A 16,239-nucleotide genomic window follows, 5' to 3' on the forward strand; every position below is an offset into this window, starting at 1 on the left:
CGCAATGGACCCAGGTCTACGTTTTGCGATTCGTGAAGGTGGTCGTACTGTAGGTGCTGGTGTTGTTGCGAAAGTAACTGCATAATCACTTTATACGGTTGCAATTTTTGAGCCGAGAGTCTAGACTCTCGGCTTGTGTGTCCTAGGTCAGTAGTTCAATTGGTAGAGCGTCGGTCTCCAAAACCGAATGTTGGGGGTTCGAGTCCCTCCTGGCCTGCCACGTTATGACAAGCTTGATGCTGACTTAAGTGTCATATAATAAGTCGCGAGTTCAACGACGAGTAAAAAAATGTCGAATGATAAATCGCGTGACGCATTAAGCGACGCGCCAATCCCTCAAAGAAATAATTCTGCCGAAGTTGTCACTTCTGGTTCGCCGTTGGATATTGTACTGTGGGCGATTGCACTGGTACTTTTAGTTGGTGCAGCCATGGTGAATCAATATCTACCTGCGTATTGGCCACCTGCAAATAGTGTTTGGGTGCGTGTTGGTGTAATTATCGCTTGTATCGTTGTTGCTTTAGGTTTATTATACGCCACCCATCAGGGTAAAGGCTTTGTTCGTTTACTTAAAGATGCGCGACTTGAGCTGCGTCGAGTAACTTGGCCAACAAAACAAGAAACCGTGACCACATCTTGGCAGGTTTTGTTAGTGGTTATTATTACTGCAATTGTATTGTGGTGTTTTGACTATGGACTGGGTTGGTTAATTAAGTTAATTATCGGATAAAAGAGCTATGAAACGTTGGTACATTATTCATGCCTATTCTGGTTATGAAAAACAGGTAATGCGTTCTTTGAATGATCGTATTGCACGTAGCGCTGTTGCCGATAGCTTTGGTGAAGTCCTTGTTCCTACCGAAGAAGTGGTGGAAATGAAGGATGGTAAGAAGCGTAAATCAGAACGTAAGTTCTTTCCAGGCTATGTGTTGGTCGAAATGGAAATGAACGATGAAACTTGGCACATTGTCAAAGAATGTCCAAAAGTTCTGGGCTTTATAGGTGGAACAGCAGAAAAGCCTGCTCCGATTTCACAAAAAGAAGCTGATGCGATTCTTGCACGTGTGCGCAATACTGGTGAAGCACCTCGTCCTAAGACAATGTTTGAGCCAGGCGAAGAATTATTGGTGACTGATGGTCCGTTCACAGACTTTAAAGGAGTTGTGGAGGAAGTTCAGTACGAGAAGTCACGTTTAACGTTGACGATTAATGTATTTAACCGTCCAACTCAGGTTGAACTCGAATTTCGTCAAGTCGAAAAAGCGAATTAACCTGAATTGGTTGGAAAGCGCCCGATCTGATCGGGCATTTGTTATTACAGCATCCTGTATGTTGTGAAGTAAATGTTGGGGAGCCTAGCGGCGTTTGTACCCAGAGGTAATCTATAATGGCTAAGAAGATTGACGGCTATATCAAGCTGCAAGTTCCAGCTGGTAAAGCAAATCCATCTCCACCAATTGGTCCTGCTTTGGGTCAACGTGGTGTTAACATCATGGCGTTCTGTAAAGAATTCAATGCTGCGACACAAAAACTTGAAGTAGGTTTGCCTATTCCTGTCGTGATCACTGTGTACAACGATAAGTCGTTCACTTTCATCATGAAAACTCCACCTGCATCTATTCTTCTTAAGAAAGCTGCTGGTATTCAAAAGGGTTCTTCTGTACCAAACAAAACTAAAGTTGGTAAGTTGACTCGTGCTCAATTAGAAGAAATTGCGACTACGAAAGAACCAGATTTAACTGGTGCTGATTTAGACGCACGTGTTCGTACCATCGCTGGTTCTGCACGTTCTATGGGCTTGGAAGTGGAGCTATAAGACATGGCAAAGTTAACTAAACGTCAAAAAGCCATTGCTGCTGCTGTCGATACTAACAAAGTTTATACTTTGGAAGAAGCGGTACAAGTTCTTAACGATCTACCTGCTGCTAAATTCAAAGAGTCTTTGGATGTTGCAGTTAATCTGGGTGTAGATCCACGTAAATCTGATCAGGTTGTTCGTGGTGCAACTACACTTCCAGCGGGTACTGGTAAAACTGTACGTGTTGCAGTATTTGCTCAGGGTGCTGCTGCTGAAGCTGCTAAGGCTGAAGGTGCTGATATCGTAGGTTTTGATGATCTTGCTGAAAGCATTCAACAAGGTAATCTTGACTTTGATGTTGTGATCGCGGCTCCAGATGCAATGCGCGTTGTAGGTAAGTTGGGTACAATTCTTGGTCCACGTGGCTTAATGCCAAACCCTAAAGTGGGTACGGTTACTCCAGATGTTGCTGGTGCAGTTAAAAATGCGAAAGCAGGTCAGGCGCGTTACCGTGTAGACAAAGCAGGTATTATCCATGCTGCGATCGGTCAAGTAGGTTTTACCGCTGAAGCGATCCGTCAAAACGTTGAAACTTTAGTTGCTGACTTGAAAAAGTTAAAACCTGCAACTTCTAAAGGTGTTTATATCAAAAAGATCACTTTGAGCTCAACAATGGGCCCTGGTTTGACTGTTGATGTAAATAACGTTTCTAACTAATTTTAGTTAAAAGATTTTTAAAGGTCTTGGTGAATAAACGTATTTGATGAATCTTTGAGGATTCAAATATGTCATCAAGCGGACTTTGAATTGGTAAATATTAATTTGCCAGCGTCAAAGACCTCAGGTGGTTGGAGTTTAGACTTTGGCCTTAATTGATTGCCTGAGTAGACGCGGTGGTGTGATTTGTTCCTCCTCCGCGTGTAAGCCGAAAGGTTTACGAATTGGGAGTGCATCTAGCTCAGATGCATAAGTCACCTTAGGAGGTTTTACAATGGCTCTTCTTATCGAAGGCAAAAAACAGATCGTCGCAGAAGTCAACGAAGTTGCTTCTAAAGCGTTCTCTGCTGTTGTTGCTGATTATCAAGGTTTAACTGTCGAAAAACTTACTCAACTTCGTGTTGAAGCGCGTAAGTTAGGTGTTACTACACGTATCGTGCGTAATACTTTGGCTAAACGTTCATTTGAAGGTACTCAATTTGATATCTTGAATGACAACCTTGTAGGCCCAACAATTCTTGGTTTTTCAACTTCTGAAGACGACATGGGTGCAGCTGCACGCTTGTTTGAAGAATTTGCAAAAACGAACAAAGCATTTGAATTAAAAGCTGCTGCATTTGACGGCAAAGTTTATCAAGGTGCTGAAGTTAGCGTTATTGCAAACCTTCCAAACCAAGAGAAAGCACTTACTATGCTTGCCTCTGTTCTTCAAGCTCCTGTTTCGAAATTGGGTCGCTTACTTACAGCACTCAAAGAGAAAAACGAGTCAGAAGCAGCTTAATCACACTTTTACCTTATTCAATATCCATTTGGAGTTATTCTCATGGCTTTAACTAACGAAGAAATCTTAAACGCAGTTGCTGAAAAAACTGTTCTTGAACTTGTTGAATTAATCTCTGCTTTTGAAGAGAAATTCAATGTATCTGCTGCTGCTGTAGCTGTTGCTGCTGCTCCAGGTGCTGGCGCTGCTGCTGCTGAAGAACAAACTGAATTCAATGTTGAATTGACTTCTTTCGGCGCGAACAAAGTTGCTGTAATTAAAGCAGTTCGTGAAGCGACTGGTCTTGGTCTTAAAGAAGCGAAAGATCTTGTTGAAGGTGCTCCACAAGTTCTTAAAGAAGGCGTTTCTAAAGAAGAAGGCGAAGAGCTTAAGAAGAAACTTGAAGAAGCTGGTGCTACAGTTACACTTAAGTAATGCATCAAGGGGTCGATTTTTTGATAATCGGCCCCATAAAATGGCTGATGGCTCTTGGGTCATCAGCCTTTTTGCGTTACAATAATCGGCTCGATTTTTGTTTGTTTGATATAAAAACGCTCGATTTAAAGAACAAATGAAATAAATTCAAACGCTTACCAATATTTTTCTGGTTTAAAAATATTGTTAAGCGTTTTAATACCACTTAAAAATTGCAGCATTTGTAAAAGTGGTGGCCATATCGGCCTGCGTCATTCCATCCAAGCTCGTTCTGCAGGCGAGCCTGGTTTACTTTCCGAGGACTCCAGATGGCATACTCATATACCGAAAAGAAACGGATCCGTAAGAATTTTGGTAAATTGCCTAGCGTCATGGACGCTCCGTACTTGCTTTCGATTCAGGTCGATTCGTACAGAACGTTTTTACAAGATGGCAAAACACCGAAAAACCGCGAAGATATCGGTCTCCAAGCCGCATTTCGTTCAGTTTTTCCTATAGAAAGTTATTCTGGCAATGCTGCTTTAGAATTTGTTGAGTATAGTCTTGGTAAACCAGAGTTTGATGTACGCGAGTGTATTCTTCGCGGATCAACTTATGCGGCACCAATGCGCGTAAAAATTCGTTTGATCATTAAAGATCGTGAAACGAAATCAATTAAAGATGTTCGCGAACAAGAAGTGTATATGGGTGAAATGCCACTCATGACTGAGAACGGAACATTTGTGATTAACGGTACTGAGCGTGTCATCGTATCTCAGTTACACCGTTCACCAGGTGTGTTCTTCGATCATGATAAAGGTAAAACTCATTCAAGCGGTAAAGTGCTGTATTCAGCACGTATTATTCCTTACCGTGGTTCATGGTTAGACTTTGAATTTGATGCCAAAGATTTGGTTTACGTGCGTATTGACCGTCGTCGTAAGCTATTGGCTACGGTTATTCTACGTGCACTGGGTTATAACAATGAGCAAATCCTTGATTTGTTCTATGAAAAAGTACCTGTGTATCTGGACATGGGCAGCTACCAAATTGATCTTGTGCCTGAACGTTTACGCGGTGAAATGGCGCAGTTTGATATTACTGATAATGACGGTAAAGTCATTGTAGAACAAGGCAAACGTATTAATGCGCGTCATGTTCGTCAAATGGAAGCGTCTGGTCTAAGCAAGCTTTCAGTGCCTGATGAGTATCTGTATGAGCGTATCACTGCTGAAGATATTACACTAAAAGATGGTGATATCATTCCTGCCAACACTTTGCTCAGCCATGAAGTCATGGTCAAGCTAGCTGAAGGCGGCGTAAAGCAGTTTAATATCCTGTATACCAACGATATCGATCATGGTCCGTTTATTGCGGATACTTTACGTGCTGATACCACATCAGGTCGTGAAGAAGCACTGGTTGAAATCTACAAGGTAATGCGTCCAGGTGAGCCACCAACGAAAGAAGCGGCTGAAAACTTGTTTAATAACTTGTTCTTCTCTTCTGAACGTTATGATTTGTCACCTGTTGGTCGTATGAAGTTTAACCGTCGTTTGGGTCGTCCTTACGAAGTTGGTACAGATCAAAAATCACGTGAAGTTGAAGGTATCCTCTCTAATGAGGATATCACTGATGTATTACGTACATTGGTTGAGATTCGTAACGGTAAAGGTGAAGTCGACGATATCGATCACTTGGGTAACCGTCGTGTCCGTTCAGTTGGTGAAATGACAGAGAACCAGTTCCGTGTGGGTCTGGTGCGTGTTGAACGTGCTGTTAAAGAGCGTTTAAGCCAAGCTGAAACCGATAACTTGTCTCCACAAGACTTGATCAATGCGAAACCTGTTGCTGCCGCGATCAAAGAATTCTTTGGTTCAAGCCAATTGTCTCAGTTCATGGATCAAAACAACCCATTGTCTGAAATTACACACAAACGTCGTGTATCAGCGCTTGGGCCAGGTGGTTTGACACGTGAACGTGCAGGCTTTGAGGTACGTGACGTACATCAAACTCACTATGGTCGTGTGTGTCCGATTGAAACGCCTGAAGGTCCAAACATTGGTTTGATCAACTCGCTATCTGTTTATGCAAAAGCCAACGATTTCGGTTTCTTGGAAACGCCTTATCGTAAGGTAGTCGATGGTCGTGTAACGGACGATGTTGAATATCTTTCTGCGATTGAAGAAGTGGGGACTGTGATTGCACAGGCCGACTCTGGTGTTGATGCAGAGGGTAACCTCGTTGAAGAAATGGTTTCAGTCCGTCATCAGGGCGAATTTGTACGTATGCCTCCTGAAAAAGTGACGCATATGGATGTTTCTGCGCAGCAAGTTGTTTCTGTAGCAGCATCATTGATTCCATTCCTAGAACACGATGATGCGAACCGTGCCTTAATGGGTTCGAACATGCAACGTCAGGCAGTGCCAACCTTACTTGCGGATAAACCGCTTGTGGGTACGGGTATGGAAGCGACCGTTGCACGTGACTCAGGCGTATGTGTAATTGCAAAACGTGGTGGTGTGATTGAGTTTGTTGATGCATCACGTGTGGTCATTCGTGTTCATGAAAATGAAATGATCGCGGGTGAAGCAGGTGTTGATATTTATAACCTGATCAAATACACCCGTTCTAACCAAAATACTTGTATTAACCAGAAAGTTCTTGTGAATCTGGGCGATAAAGTTGGTCGTGGTGATGTATTGGCTGATGGTCCTTCTACCGATGGTGGTGAGTTGGCATTGGGTCAAAACATGCGCGTCGCGTTCATGACGTGGAATGGTTATAACTACGAAGACTCAATCTTGTTATCTGAGCGAGTTTTGCAGGAAGATCGTTTAACTTCAATTCACATTCAGGAATTATCATGTGTTGCACGTGATACTAAATTGGGTGCAGAAGAAATTACTGCCGATATTCCGAATGTAGGTGAAGCTGCTCTATCCAAGCTAGATGAATCTGGTATTGTTTATATCGGTGCGGAAGTGACTGCGGGTGATATTCTGGTAGGTAAAGTTACGCCTAAAGGTGAAACTCAACTTACGCCAGAAGAAAAATTGCTTCGTGCGATCTTCGGTGAAAAAGCGGCTGATGTGAAAGATTCATCTTTACGTGTTCCGTCTGGTACGAAAGGTACTGTCATCGATGTACAAGTCTTCACACGTGATGGTCTTGAGAAAGATGATCGTGCACTTGCGATTGAAAAAGCGCAATTGGATTCGTACCGTAAAGATTTGAAAGAAGAATACAAAATCTTTGAAGAAGCAGCACGTGAACGTATTGTGCGCTTATTAAAAGGTCAGGATTCTAACGGTGGTGGCACGACTAAACGTGGTGACAAACTGACTGAAGATTTATTGTCTGGTCTTGAGCTGGTCGATTTACTTGAAATTCAACCAAGTGATGAAGGCATCGCTGAGCGTTTAAGTCAAATTCAAGTATTCTTGAAAGAGAAGAGTGCTGAAATTGATGAGAAATTTGCTGAGAAAAAACGCAAATTAGCGACGGGTGATGAGTTAACGACGGGTGTCTTGAAAGTCGTTAAAGTCTACCTTGCAGTTAAACGTCGTATCCAGCCAGGTGATAAAATGGCGGGTCGTCACGGGAACAAAGGTGTTGTTTCTAACATCTTGCCTGTAGAAGACATGCCACATGATGCCAATGGTGTACCTGTCGATATCGTCTTGAACCCATTAGGTGTACCATCGCGTATGAACGTGGGTCAGATTCTGGAGACACATCTAGGATTGGCAGCCAAAGGTCTGGGTGAACAAATCGATAAGATGTTGCAACAACAGCGTACCATTGCCGAACTTCGTATCTTCCTTGATAAGATTTACAACAAGGTCGGTGGTGAGCAAGAAGATCTAAACAGTCTGACTGATGATGAAGTCTTGGTATTGGCTGGCAACTTGCGTAAAGGTGTACCACTAGCAACTCCTGTATTTGATGGTGCTGAAGAAAGTCAAATTAAAGAGTTACTTGAGTTGGCTGAATTGCCACGTACTGGTCAACAGATTTTGTTTGATGGACGTACAGGTGAACAGTTTGACCGTCCTGTAACCGTAGGTTATATGTACATGTTGAAACTGAACCACTTGGTGGATGACAAGATGCATGCGCGTTCAACAGGTTCATATTCTCTGGTAACGCAACAACCATTGGGTGGTAAAGCTCAATTCGGTGGTCAGCGTTTCGGTGAGATGGAAGTCTGGGCACTGGAAGCTTATGGCGCAGCATATACCCTTCAGGAAATGCTCACTGTGAAGTCGGATGACGTTGAAGGTCGTACACGCATCTATAAGAACATTGTAGATGGTAACCATTATATGGATCCGGGTATGCCTGAATCATTCAACGTATTGACCAAAGAGATCCGTTCTTTAGGTATCAACATTGAACTGAAAAATGGTGACTAAATCCCCCTCGATTCCCCTTTGTTAAAGGGGGCCCCTCTTTTCAAAGAGGGGTTAGAGGAGATTTTCAAATTTCAGTAAAAACAATATTTGTGACCCAGTCGGATGAGCCTAGCTCTCTGACACACGGAGAAAAAAATTGAAAGACTTGCTCGATATCATGCGTAAGAAAACGGATTCTGACGGTCATGCACCCGTTGAATTCGACCGTATCCGTATTGGTCTTGCGTCACCAGAAATGATTAAGTCATGGTCTCACGGTGAAGTGAAAAAGCCTGAGACAATCAACTACCGTACGTTTAAACCAGAACGTGATGGTTTGTTCTGTGCCAAAATCTTTGGTCCAGTCAAAGATTACGAATGCTTGTGTGGTAAATACAAGCGTATGAAATACAAAGGCGTCATTTGTGAAAAATGTGGCGTTGAAGTCACCACTGCAAAAGTTCGTCGTGAACGTATGGGTCACATCGAGCTTGCTTCGCCAGTGGCGCACATCTGGTTCTTGAAATCATTACCAAGCCGTATTGGTTTATTACTAGATATGACACTTCGTGATATCGAACGTGTGTTGTATTTCGAATCTTATGTCGTGACTGATCCTGGTATGACTCCGTTTGAGAAATATCAGTTGCTTAGCGATGAAGAGTATTACAACGCACTTGAAGAACACGGTGATGAATTTACCGCGAAAATGGGTGCGGAAGCGGTTCAGGATTTGTTGAAAGACATCGATCTTGAAGCTGAAATCGCACGTCTTCGTGAAGAAATTCCACAAACAACCTCAGAGACGAAACTGAAAAAAGCGTCTAAGCGTCTGAAGTTGATGGAAGCGTTTAAAGAGTCAAACAACAAGCCAGAATGGATGGTGATGAATGTACTGCCAGTACTTCCACCAGACTTGCGTCCGCTGGTACCACTTGAAGGTGGTCGTTTTGCGACGTCTGACTTGAACGATCTTTATCGTCGTGTAATTAACCGTAATAACCGTTTAAAGCGTCTTCTTGACCTTGCAGCGCCAGATATCATCGTACGTAACGAAAAACGTATGTTACAAGAATCTGTTGATGCATTACTTGATAATGGTCGTCGTGGTCGTGCGATTACAGGTTCAAACAAACGTCCATTGAAATCTTTGGCAGATATGATCAAAGGTAAACAAGGTCGTTTCCGTCAGAACTTGTTGGGTAAACGTGTTGACTATTCTGGTCGTTCGGTCATTACCGTTGGTCCTACTTTACGTTTGCATCAATGTGGTCTTCCGAAGAAGATGGCACTTGAACTATTCAAGCCATTTATTTTCGCAAAATTGCAGGCATCTGGTCAGGCAACCACCATTAAAGCTGCCAAGAAAATGGTTGAGCGCGAGACTCCTGAAGTTTGGGACGTTCTAGCGAATGTGATTCGTCAGCATCCAGTGATGTTGAACCGTGCACCGACACTTCACCGTTTGGGTCTACAAGCCTTTGAACCGATTTTGATCGAAGGTAAAGCGATTCGTTTGCATCCATTGGTCTGTACTGCATTTAACGCCGACTTTGACGGTGACCAAATGGCAGTACACGTTCCATTGACCTTGGAAGCACAGCTTGAATCACGTGCTTTGATGATGTCAACCAACAATATCCTGTCACCTGCCAATGGTGAGCCGATTATCGTTCCGTCTCAGGACGTGGTCTTGGGTCTTTACTACATCACGCGTGATGCAGTCAATGCCAAAGGCGAAGGCATGGTCTTTGCTGATACGCACGAAGTAAACCGTGCTTTGGCCACCAATAAAGTTGCGATCCATGCACGTGTAAAAGTGCGTGTGCATCAGACTGTGATTGATGAAAATGGTCAGCGCGAAAAGCAAACCATTATTGTGGATACCACACCGGGTCGTTGCTTACTTTGGGAAATCGTTCCTGAAGGCTTAAGCTTTGACATGATCAACCTTGAGATGACCAAGAAAAACATCTCAAAACTGATCAACTCTTGCTACCGTAAATTAGGTCTAAAAGACACAGTTATCTTTGCTGACCAATTGATGTATTTGGGCTTCCGTCAAGCGACTCGCTCAGGTGTATCGGTGGGTATGGAAGACATGGTCATTCCGCCACAAAAGCAAGTCATTATTGACAAAGCAGAAACTGAAGTTCGTGAAATTGAACAACAGTTTGAACAAGGCTTTGTGACCGCGGGTGAACGTTATAACAAAGTGGTCGATATTTGGGCGCGTACTAACGATCAAGTCGCTAAAGCGATGATGGATAACTTGTCATTTACCAATGTGAAGAACAAACAGGGTGAAGACGAGAAACAAAAATCGTTCAACAGCATCTACATGATGTCTGACTCTGGTGCACGTGGTAGTGCGGCTCAGATTCGTCAGTTGGCGGGTATGCGTGGTTTGATGGCAAAACCAGATGGTTCGATCATTGAAACGCCAATTAAAGCGAACTTCCGTGAAGGTCTAACGGTTCTTCAGTACTTTATTTCAACGCACGGTGCGCGTAAAGGTTTGGCCGATACAGCATTGAAAACTGCGAACTCAGGTTACTTGACTCGTCGTTTGGTTGACGTAGCACAAGACTTGGTGATTACTGAGCCAGACTGCGGTACTGCGGGCGGTTTAGTCATGACGCCATTCATTCAGGGTGGGGATGTGATTGAGCCATTACGTGATCGCGTATTGGGTCGTGTAACAGCAGAAGATGTACGTCGTGCATCGGACAATGAAGTGGTATTGCCACGTGGCACTTTGATTGACGAGAAAATTGCAGCTCAGCTTGAAGAAGCGGGTGTCGATGAAGTGAAAGTTCGTTCAGTCATCGCATGTGAATCATCATTTGGTGTTTGTGCAAAATGTTATGGTCGTGATTTGGCTCGTGGTCATCAGGTTAACCCAGGTGAGTCTGTTGGTGTTATGGCAGCTCAATCGATTGGTGAACCTGGTACACAGTTAACCATGCGTACCTTCCACGTGGGTGGTGCTGCAAGCCGAACTTCTGCTGCAAACAGTGTACAAGTGCGTAACAAAGGTACTGTACGTTTCCATAATGTGAAAACGGTACAACATGCTAAAGGTCACTTGGTTTCTGTTTCGCGTTCAGGCGAAATTGGTATTGCCGATGAGTTAGGTCGTGAACGTGAGCGTTATAAACTGCCTTATGGTGCAAGCATCCTGTTGAAAGACGGTGAGTTTGTTGAAGCAGGCGGTATTGTCGCAACTTGGGATCCGCATACACATCCACTTGTAACAGAAGTGGCAGGTAAAGCGCGATTCAGTCAAATTGCGGATGGTGTCACTGCAACGTCTAAAACTGATGATGCAACGGGTATGACTACGGTTGAAATCTTGCCTGTGACAGCACGTCCTGCATCTGGTAAAGATTTACGTCCTGCAATCGTGTTGGATACAACCGATGGTGGCGAACAGTTCTACTTCTTGCCACAAAATACCATCGTAACCGTACGTGATGGTGAAACCATTGGTGTGGGTGATGTTATTGGTCGTGTGCCACAAGAAACTTCACGTACTCGTGATATTACTGGTGGTCTACCGCGTGTAGCTGATTTGTTCGAAGCACGTAAGCCAAAAGAGCATGCGATCTTGGCAGAAATATCAGGTATCGTGAGCTTTGGTAAAGAGACCAAAGGTAAAAACCGTTTGGTGATCACGCCTGATGATGGTTCTGAAATCTACGAAGAATTGATTCCGAAATGGCGTCAAATCAACGTGTTCGAAGGCGAGCATGTGAATCGTGGTGAAACCATTTCTGATGGTCCACAAAATCCACATGACATCTTGCGTTTGAAAGGTGAAGTGGCATTGACCAACTACATCGTGAACGAAGTTCAGGACGTTTATCGTCTACAAGGTGTAAAAATCAACGATAAGCACATTGAAGTCATCGTACGTCAAATGTTGCGTAAAGTTGATATCACTGATGGTGGTGATACCAGCTTCATCAAAGGTGAGCAAGTGGACTACATCCGTGTCGTTCAAGAAAACCAAGCAGTCTTGGCTCAGAACAAGTTCCCTGCGAAGTTTGAACGTCAATTGATGGGGATCACCAAAGCATCGCTTTCGACTGACTCATTCATATCTGCTGCATCGTTCCAGGAAACCACTCGTGTGTTAACGGAAGCGGCTGTAACAGGTAAAGAAGATGATTTACGTGGCTTGAAAGAAAACGTAGTTGTGGGTCGTTTGATCCCAGCAGGTACGGGTCTAGCGTATCATCTTGAACGTCGTCGTCAGGAAGCTGAAGCGGCTGAGTATGAATTGCACAACGACTTTAGTGATGTTGATCAAGCTTTCAGTCAGGCATTAAACTCTGATCAATTTTAAAGATTGATTGAAAAAGAAAGGCACCTACGGGTGTCTTTTTTTATGCAAAGAAATAGATGAATTTGTCCGATTTTTTTGATTACAAAATCACTGCATGGATGGGGCATTTTGTTACATGATCTTATTAAAAAATTCTCCAAAAATGCTTATTCTGATAAGTATTAAACGAGGAGCTAAGCATGAAAAAACAATGAGTTTAATGGCGATCGCTGTCATGTCGACCGCAATTCTCGCTGGTTGTCAGGATATGAGTCCATCGAATCAACGTATTGGCGCTGCTGCTTTAGGTGGTGCTGTTGGTGGTGGCGTGGGTAACCATGTGGGTGGTGGCGTTGGTGCTGCTGCTGGCGGTGCTTTAGGTGGTGGCGTAGGTGCTAATGCCAAAGGTGGTAATAGTAGCTCAACAACCAGTAGTGCCGTTGGAGCGGGTATTGGATCTGTCGTCGGCAAGGCAATATTTGGTGGCGATGGTGGTGCTGCGGTTGGTGGTGCCATTGGTGGCGGCGCAGGTGCAGCCATTCAAGAGAAAAAATAATGTTTTCTCGATGACCAAAAAGACAGCTTCAAGCTGTCTTTTTTGATAGGAATTTAGATAAATATAGAATCTTTGATTTTTATCAAAACCCTTTAAATTTCAAATAAAAATAGGGTCAGTGATATCTTTAAAATGGTTTTGGCTTTTTACGACGAATATAAAGTGTTTTTTGAATCTCGGCGATTCTGACGCCAGATTCATCAAAAATATTAACGGTGTAGTTTCTTAGCACTGGTGCATAATTTCCGGCGAGTTCACGGATATGCTCAAGTTCCATCGCATCTAGGCGAATATCTGCATACACGGTACTTCGTCCAGGTGACAAAAAATTGATATTGGCAGACTTATCCCAAACGATATATTTTGAGCCCAGATGATGCATGAGGATCAACATATAAAAAGGATCCACCATCGAGTATAAGCTTCCCCCAAAATGAGTCCCGACAATATTTTGGTTTTTTCGGGTGAGGGGCATTTTGACTCGGATGTAATAATTTTTCAGATCAATTTTGTCAATGCTAATCCCCGCACCACGATAAGGTGAATAGCGATTAATAATAAACTTTGATACAGCGGGTATGGTTTGAAGTTGCTTTAAAATATTCATGAGGGTCAATTGATTTTCTATAGGCTATCTTCATACTAAATAACTAACATCATTCTGGCATTGATAGCAATGCCTAATCCGATTAAAGAAATGGTCAATCAAAAACAAAAAGGAAATGGCATGCATCCTCAGATTCACACTGTCCAAACTTCCGATCAGCAGACCTTATGTGCTAAAACATGGGGCGATCAGCAAAAACCAGCCTTGGTACTGGTTCATGGTTATCCTGATAATCAGGAAGTCTGGGAGCCGATTATTCATGAGCTGATCGATGATTTTTATATAATCACCTATGATGTCCGTGGCGCTGGTCAATCCAGTATTCCTAAGCATATTCGGGATTATCGGCTTGAACGCCTTTCTCTGGATCTGGAAGCTGTTGTCAATCAATTGTTGTTAGATCGGCCGTTTCATTTGGCTGCGCATGACTGGGGATCGATTCAAAGCTGGGAATCGGTGACTGAACCTAAATTTAAAGATCGTATTTTGTCTTATACCACGATTTCTGGCCCTTGTTTGGACCATGCTGCTTGGTTGCTACGTGATGAAGTTAAAACTCATCCAGCCAATTTTTTGAAGAAATTATCAAAATCATGGTATATCGGTGCATTTCATCTGCCCTTCATTGCACCTACCGTCTGGCATTATTTTACTCCCGAAAAATGGGGAAAAATCTTAAATGGTTTGGAAAGGAAGCAAGATTTACCATTGAATTTCCATATTGCGAGTGATGGAAAATATGGGGTTAATCTTTATCGAGCGAATTTTATTCCAAGTTTGACTCGACCACGTCAGCGCTATGCACAATGCCCAGTTCAGGCTGTGGTACTCATGCGTGATGCTTTTGTCAGCCCTGATTATATTTTAAAAGGAATGCCCAAATGGGTAAAGCAATTTGAATATGTTGAGCTGGATGCCAATCATTGGGCAATGTTGAGTGAACCACAAAAAATGGCAGACTATATTCGTCAGTTTGCTTGGTCTCAACAGCCAGTTTAATTTAATGATCGTAATAAAAAACCACCTTTACATTGCCATGAAAGGTGGTTTTTTATATCAGTTAACATTGATTAGATTTTCGGTTTGACCCAAATCTTATAAGCAACGGCTAATAGAAGTAACCAGAAAATACCGACATACAGGGCAGGGCGCGTATCAGGGAAATAGCCAATCACCGCAATCACAAAGATCATAAATGCGGTAGCAAGTGCAGGTGCTACAGGCCAACCAATCATAGGGAAATCAAGCTTTTTAATTTCATCACTCGATAATTTTCTGCGCATGCCAAAATGCGATAATAAAATCATCAGCCAAACATAGACCGTCGCAAAAGTCGCGATCGAAGCAATAATTTCAAATACATTTTCAGGAATTAGGTAATTTAGAACCACGCCAATCAACAATACGCCAGCCATGACCACTACGGTCATCCACGGCACACCGAATTTAGACGTTTTACGGAACACTTCAGGTGCTTGTCCTTTGAGTGCCATACCGTACATCATACGACCTGCGCCAAATACATCACTATTAATCGCTGAAATAGCTGCTGTAATTACCACGACGTTCAATACGGCAGCGGCAGATTTAATGCCTAAACTCTCAAAAATTTGTACAAATGGACTGCCTTGAGTCCCGATTTGATTCCATGGAAAAATCGACATTAAGACAAAAATAGTCAAAACATAAAACAGGATAATTCGGATCGGAACAGCATTAATGGCACGTGGAATGGCCGTTTTCGGATTTTCTGTTTCACCTGCGGTAATGCCGATGATTTCAATTCCACCAAAAGCGAACACGACCACTGAGAAACAGGCAATGACACCCATTACTCCATTTGGCATAAAGCCACCATGTTCCCATAGATTAGAAATACCAGGATTAAAGCTGGTATTGGGAACATGCAAACCATAAAACATAATGCCAAAGCCGCCACAGATCATGGCAACAATGGCACTCACTTTAATAATCGATAGCCAGAATTCAAGCTCACCGTAAAATTTGACATGAATCAGATTAATCGCACCCAAAAAGAAGATGAGCGATAAAATCCATGTCCAGCGTGGCACATCAGGAAACCAAAATCCCATATAGATGCCAAAAGCGGTGACATCTGCTATGGCGACAATCACCATCTCAAAAACATAGGTCCAACCTGTGGTGAAACCAGCCAAAGGGCTCACATAATCTGAGGCATAACGACTAAATGAGTCTGAAACTGGGTTGTGTACGGCCATTTCGCCAAGCGCGCGCATCACGATATAAATGGCAATGCCCGCGATGACATACGCCATCAAGACTGCTGGACCTGCGAGCTTAATAGCAGAAGCAGATCCATAGAACAGACCTGTACCAATGGCAGAGCCTAAAGCTAAAAAACGGATGTGGCGTGTATTGAGTCCACGCTTTAAAGAAGAATTCTGTGACATCGATTACTCCAATTCTTGCGCGTATTGTATCGGAGCTACATTCAATGTTCACTTTATTTATATAAAAAATGAAAAATTTGGGTTGGACAAGACATTGATCGAAATAAACTTGCAAATTTATTTAAATTAATTAAATTAACAAAAGGGAAGATTAAAAAATAAATATAAGCTTGTGATTAAATATTTTAAAATAATAGACTTCTTTGATCATTAGTTGAATTTTTTTAT

Annotated in this window: 13 protein-coding genes and 1 tRNA gene; 12 read left to right on the forward strand and 2 right to left on the reverse strand. The window is 42.8% G+C overall.

Going from position 1 to position 16,239, the window contains the following annotated elements:
* The 11 genes from F944_RS16540 to F944_RS00050 form a co-directional block, all read left to right on the forward strand.
* Positions 1-85, forward strand: an 85-nt coding sequence (locus F944_RS16540; RefSeq protein WP_004985058.1) for an EF-Tu C-terminal domain-related protein, incomplete at its 5' end; no start/stop codon positions are given.
* Positions 86-144: 59 nt separating this feature from the next.
* Positions 145-220, forward strand: a tRNA-Trp gene (locus tag F944_RS00005).
* Between the two features lie 69 nt (positions 221-289).
* Positions 290-730, forward strand: a complete 441-nt coding sequence (gene secE / locus F944_RS00010) for a preprotein translocase subunit SecE (protein ID WP_004985059.1) — start codon at positions 290-292, stop codon at positions 728-730.
* Positions 731-737: 7 nt separating this feature from the next.
* Positions 738-1,271 carry a transcription termination/antitermination protein NusG gene (nusG, locus tag F944_RS00015; protein ID WP_004985062.1) on the forward strand — a complete coding sequence of 178 codons (534 nt, stop codon included), beginning with the start codon at positions 738-740 and terminating at the stop codon, positions 1,269-1,271.
* A gap of 116 nt (positions 1,272-1,387) precedes the next feature.
* Positions 1,388-1,816, forward strand: coding sequence for a 50S ribosomal protein L11 (gene rplK, locus F944_RS00020; RefSeq protein ID WP_004637639.1), 429 nt, complete (start codon positions 1,388-1,390; stop codon positions 1,814-1,816).
* Positions 1,817-1,819: 3 nt separating this feature from the next.
* A complete protein-coding gene (gene rplA / locus F944_RS00025) occupies positions 1,820-2,515 on the forward strand; it encodes a 50S ribosomal protein L1 (protein ID WP_004985063.1) in 696 nt (231 codons plus the stop codon).
* Between the two features lie 274 nt (positions 2,516-2,789).
* On the forward strand, positions 2,790-3,296 hold the full coding sequence (gene rplJ, locus F944_RS00030; RefSeq protein WP_004985064.1) for a 50S ribosomal protein L10: 507 nt from the start codon (positions 2,790-2,792) through the stop codon (positions 3,294-3,296).
* A gap of 42 nt (positions 3,297-3,338) precedes the next feature.
* Positions 3,339-3,710, forward strand: a complete 372-nt coding sequence (gene rplL, locus F944_RS00035) for a 50S ribosomal protein L7/L12 (RefSeq protein WP_004985065.1) — start codon at positions 3,339-3,341, stop codon at positions 3,708-3,710.
* Between the two features lie 308 nt (positions 3,711-4,018).
* The gene (gene rpoB, locus F944_RS00040; protein ID WP_004985068.1) at positions 4,019-8,107 is read left to right on the forward strand and encodes a DNA-directed RNA polymerase subunit beta; all 4,089 of its coding nucleotides are present in this window, start codon (positions 4,019-4,021) and stop codon (positions 8,105-8,107) included.
* 136 nt (positions 8,108-8,243) lie between these two features.
* On the forward strand, positions 8,244-12,437 hold the full coding sequence (rpoC, locus tag F944_RS00045) for a DNA-directed RNA polymerase subunit beta' (RefSeq protein WP_004985071.1): 4,194 nt from the start codon (positions 8,244-8,246) through the stop codon (positions 12,435-12,437).
* A 190-nt stretch (positions 12,438-12,627) separates the two neighbouring features.
* Positions 12,628-12,972, forward strand: a complete 345-nt coding sequence (locus F944_RS00050; RefSeq protein ID WP_035245281.1) for a hypothetical protein — start codon at positions 12,628-12,630, stop codon at positions 12,970-12,972.
* Positions 12,973-13,099: 127 nt separating this feature from the next.
* Here F944_RS00050 and F944_RS00055 read toward each other — a convergent pair whose 3' ends face one another.
* Positions 13,100-13,579 carry a DUF4442 domain-containing protein gene (locus F944_RS00055; RefSeq protein WP_004985076.1) on the reverse strand — a complete coding sequence of 160 codons (480 nt, stop codon included), beginning with the start codon at positions 13,577-13,579 and terminating at the stop codon, positions 13,100-13,102.
* Positions 13,580-13,699: 120 nt separating this feature from the next.
* Between F944_RS00055 and F944_RS00060 the strand changes: the two genes are divergently transcribed.
* Positions 13,700-14,578 (forward strand): alpha/beta fold hydrolase, encoded by an 879-nt coding sequence (locus F944_RS00060; protein WP_026039895.1) that lies wholly within the window; start codon positions 13,700-13,702, stop codon positions 14,576-14,578.
* Between the two features lie 71 nt (positions 14,579-14,649).
* Here F944_RS00060 and F944_RS00065 read toward each other — a convergent pair whose 3' ends face one another.
* Complete coding sequence (locus F944_RS00065) at positions 14,650-16,011, reverse strand: amino acid permease (protein WP_004985079.1); 1,362 nt, start codon at positions 16,009-16,011, stop codon at positions 14,650-14,652.
* Positions 16,012-16,239 lie beyond the last annotated feature (228 nt).

Origin of the sequence: Acinetobacter ursingii DSM 16037 = CIP 107286 (genome assembly GCF_000368825.1) — a bacterium.
GTDB lineage: Bacteria > Pseudomonadota > Gammaproteobacteria > Pseudomonadales > Moraxellaceae > Acinetobacter > Acinetobacter ursingii.

What these genes read in the sequence shown, in the direction of transcription:
- secE (WP_004985059.1), top strand. Translation starts at nt 290, where the DNA reads ATGTCGAATGATAAATCGCGTGACGCATTAAGCGACGCGCCAATCCCT.
- nusG (WP_004985062.1), top strand. Translation starts at nt 738, where the DNA reads ATGAAACGTTGGTACATTATTCATGCCTATTCTGGTTATGAAAAACAG.
- rplK (WP_004637639.1), top strand. Translation starts at nt 1,388, where the DNA reads ATGGCTAAGAAGATTGACGGCTATATCAAGCTGCAAGTTCCAGCTGGT.
- rplA (WP_004985063.1), top strand. Translation starts at nt 1,820, where the DNA reads ATGGCAAAGTTAACTAAACGTCAAAAAGCCATTGCTGCTGCTGTCGAT.
- rplJ (WP_004985064.1), top strand. Translation starts at nt 2,790, where the DNA reads ATGGCTCTTCTTATCGAAGGCAAAAAACAGATCGTCGCAGAAGTCAAC.
- rplL (WP_004985065.1), top strand. Translation starts at nt 3,339, where the DNA reads ATGGCTTTAACTAACGAAGAAATCTTAAACGCAGTTGCTGAAAAAACT.
- rpoB (WP_004985068.1), top strand. Translation starts at nt 4,019, where the DNA reads ATGGCATACTCATATACCGAAAAGAAACGGATCCGTAAGAATTTTGGT.
- F944_RS00050 (WP_035245281.1), top strand. Translation starts at nt 12,628, where the DNA reads ATGAGTTTAATGGCGATCGCTGTCATGTCGACCGCAATTCTCGCTGGT.
- F944_RS00055 (WP_004985076.1), bottom strand. Translation starts at nt 13,579, where the DNA reads ATGAATATTTTAAAGCAACTTCAAACCATACCCGCTGTATCAAAGTTT.
- F944_RS00060 (WP_026039895.1), top strand. Translation starts at nt 13,700, where the DNA reads ATGCATCCTCAGATTCACACTGTCCAAACTTCCGATCAGCAGACCTTA.
- F944_RS00065 (WP_004985079.1), bottom strand. Translation starts at nt 16,011, where the DNA reads ATGTCACAGAATTCTTCTTTAAAGCGTGGACTCAATACACGCCACATC.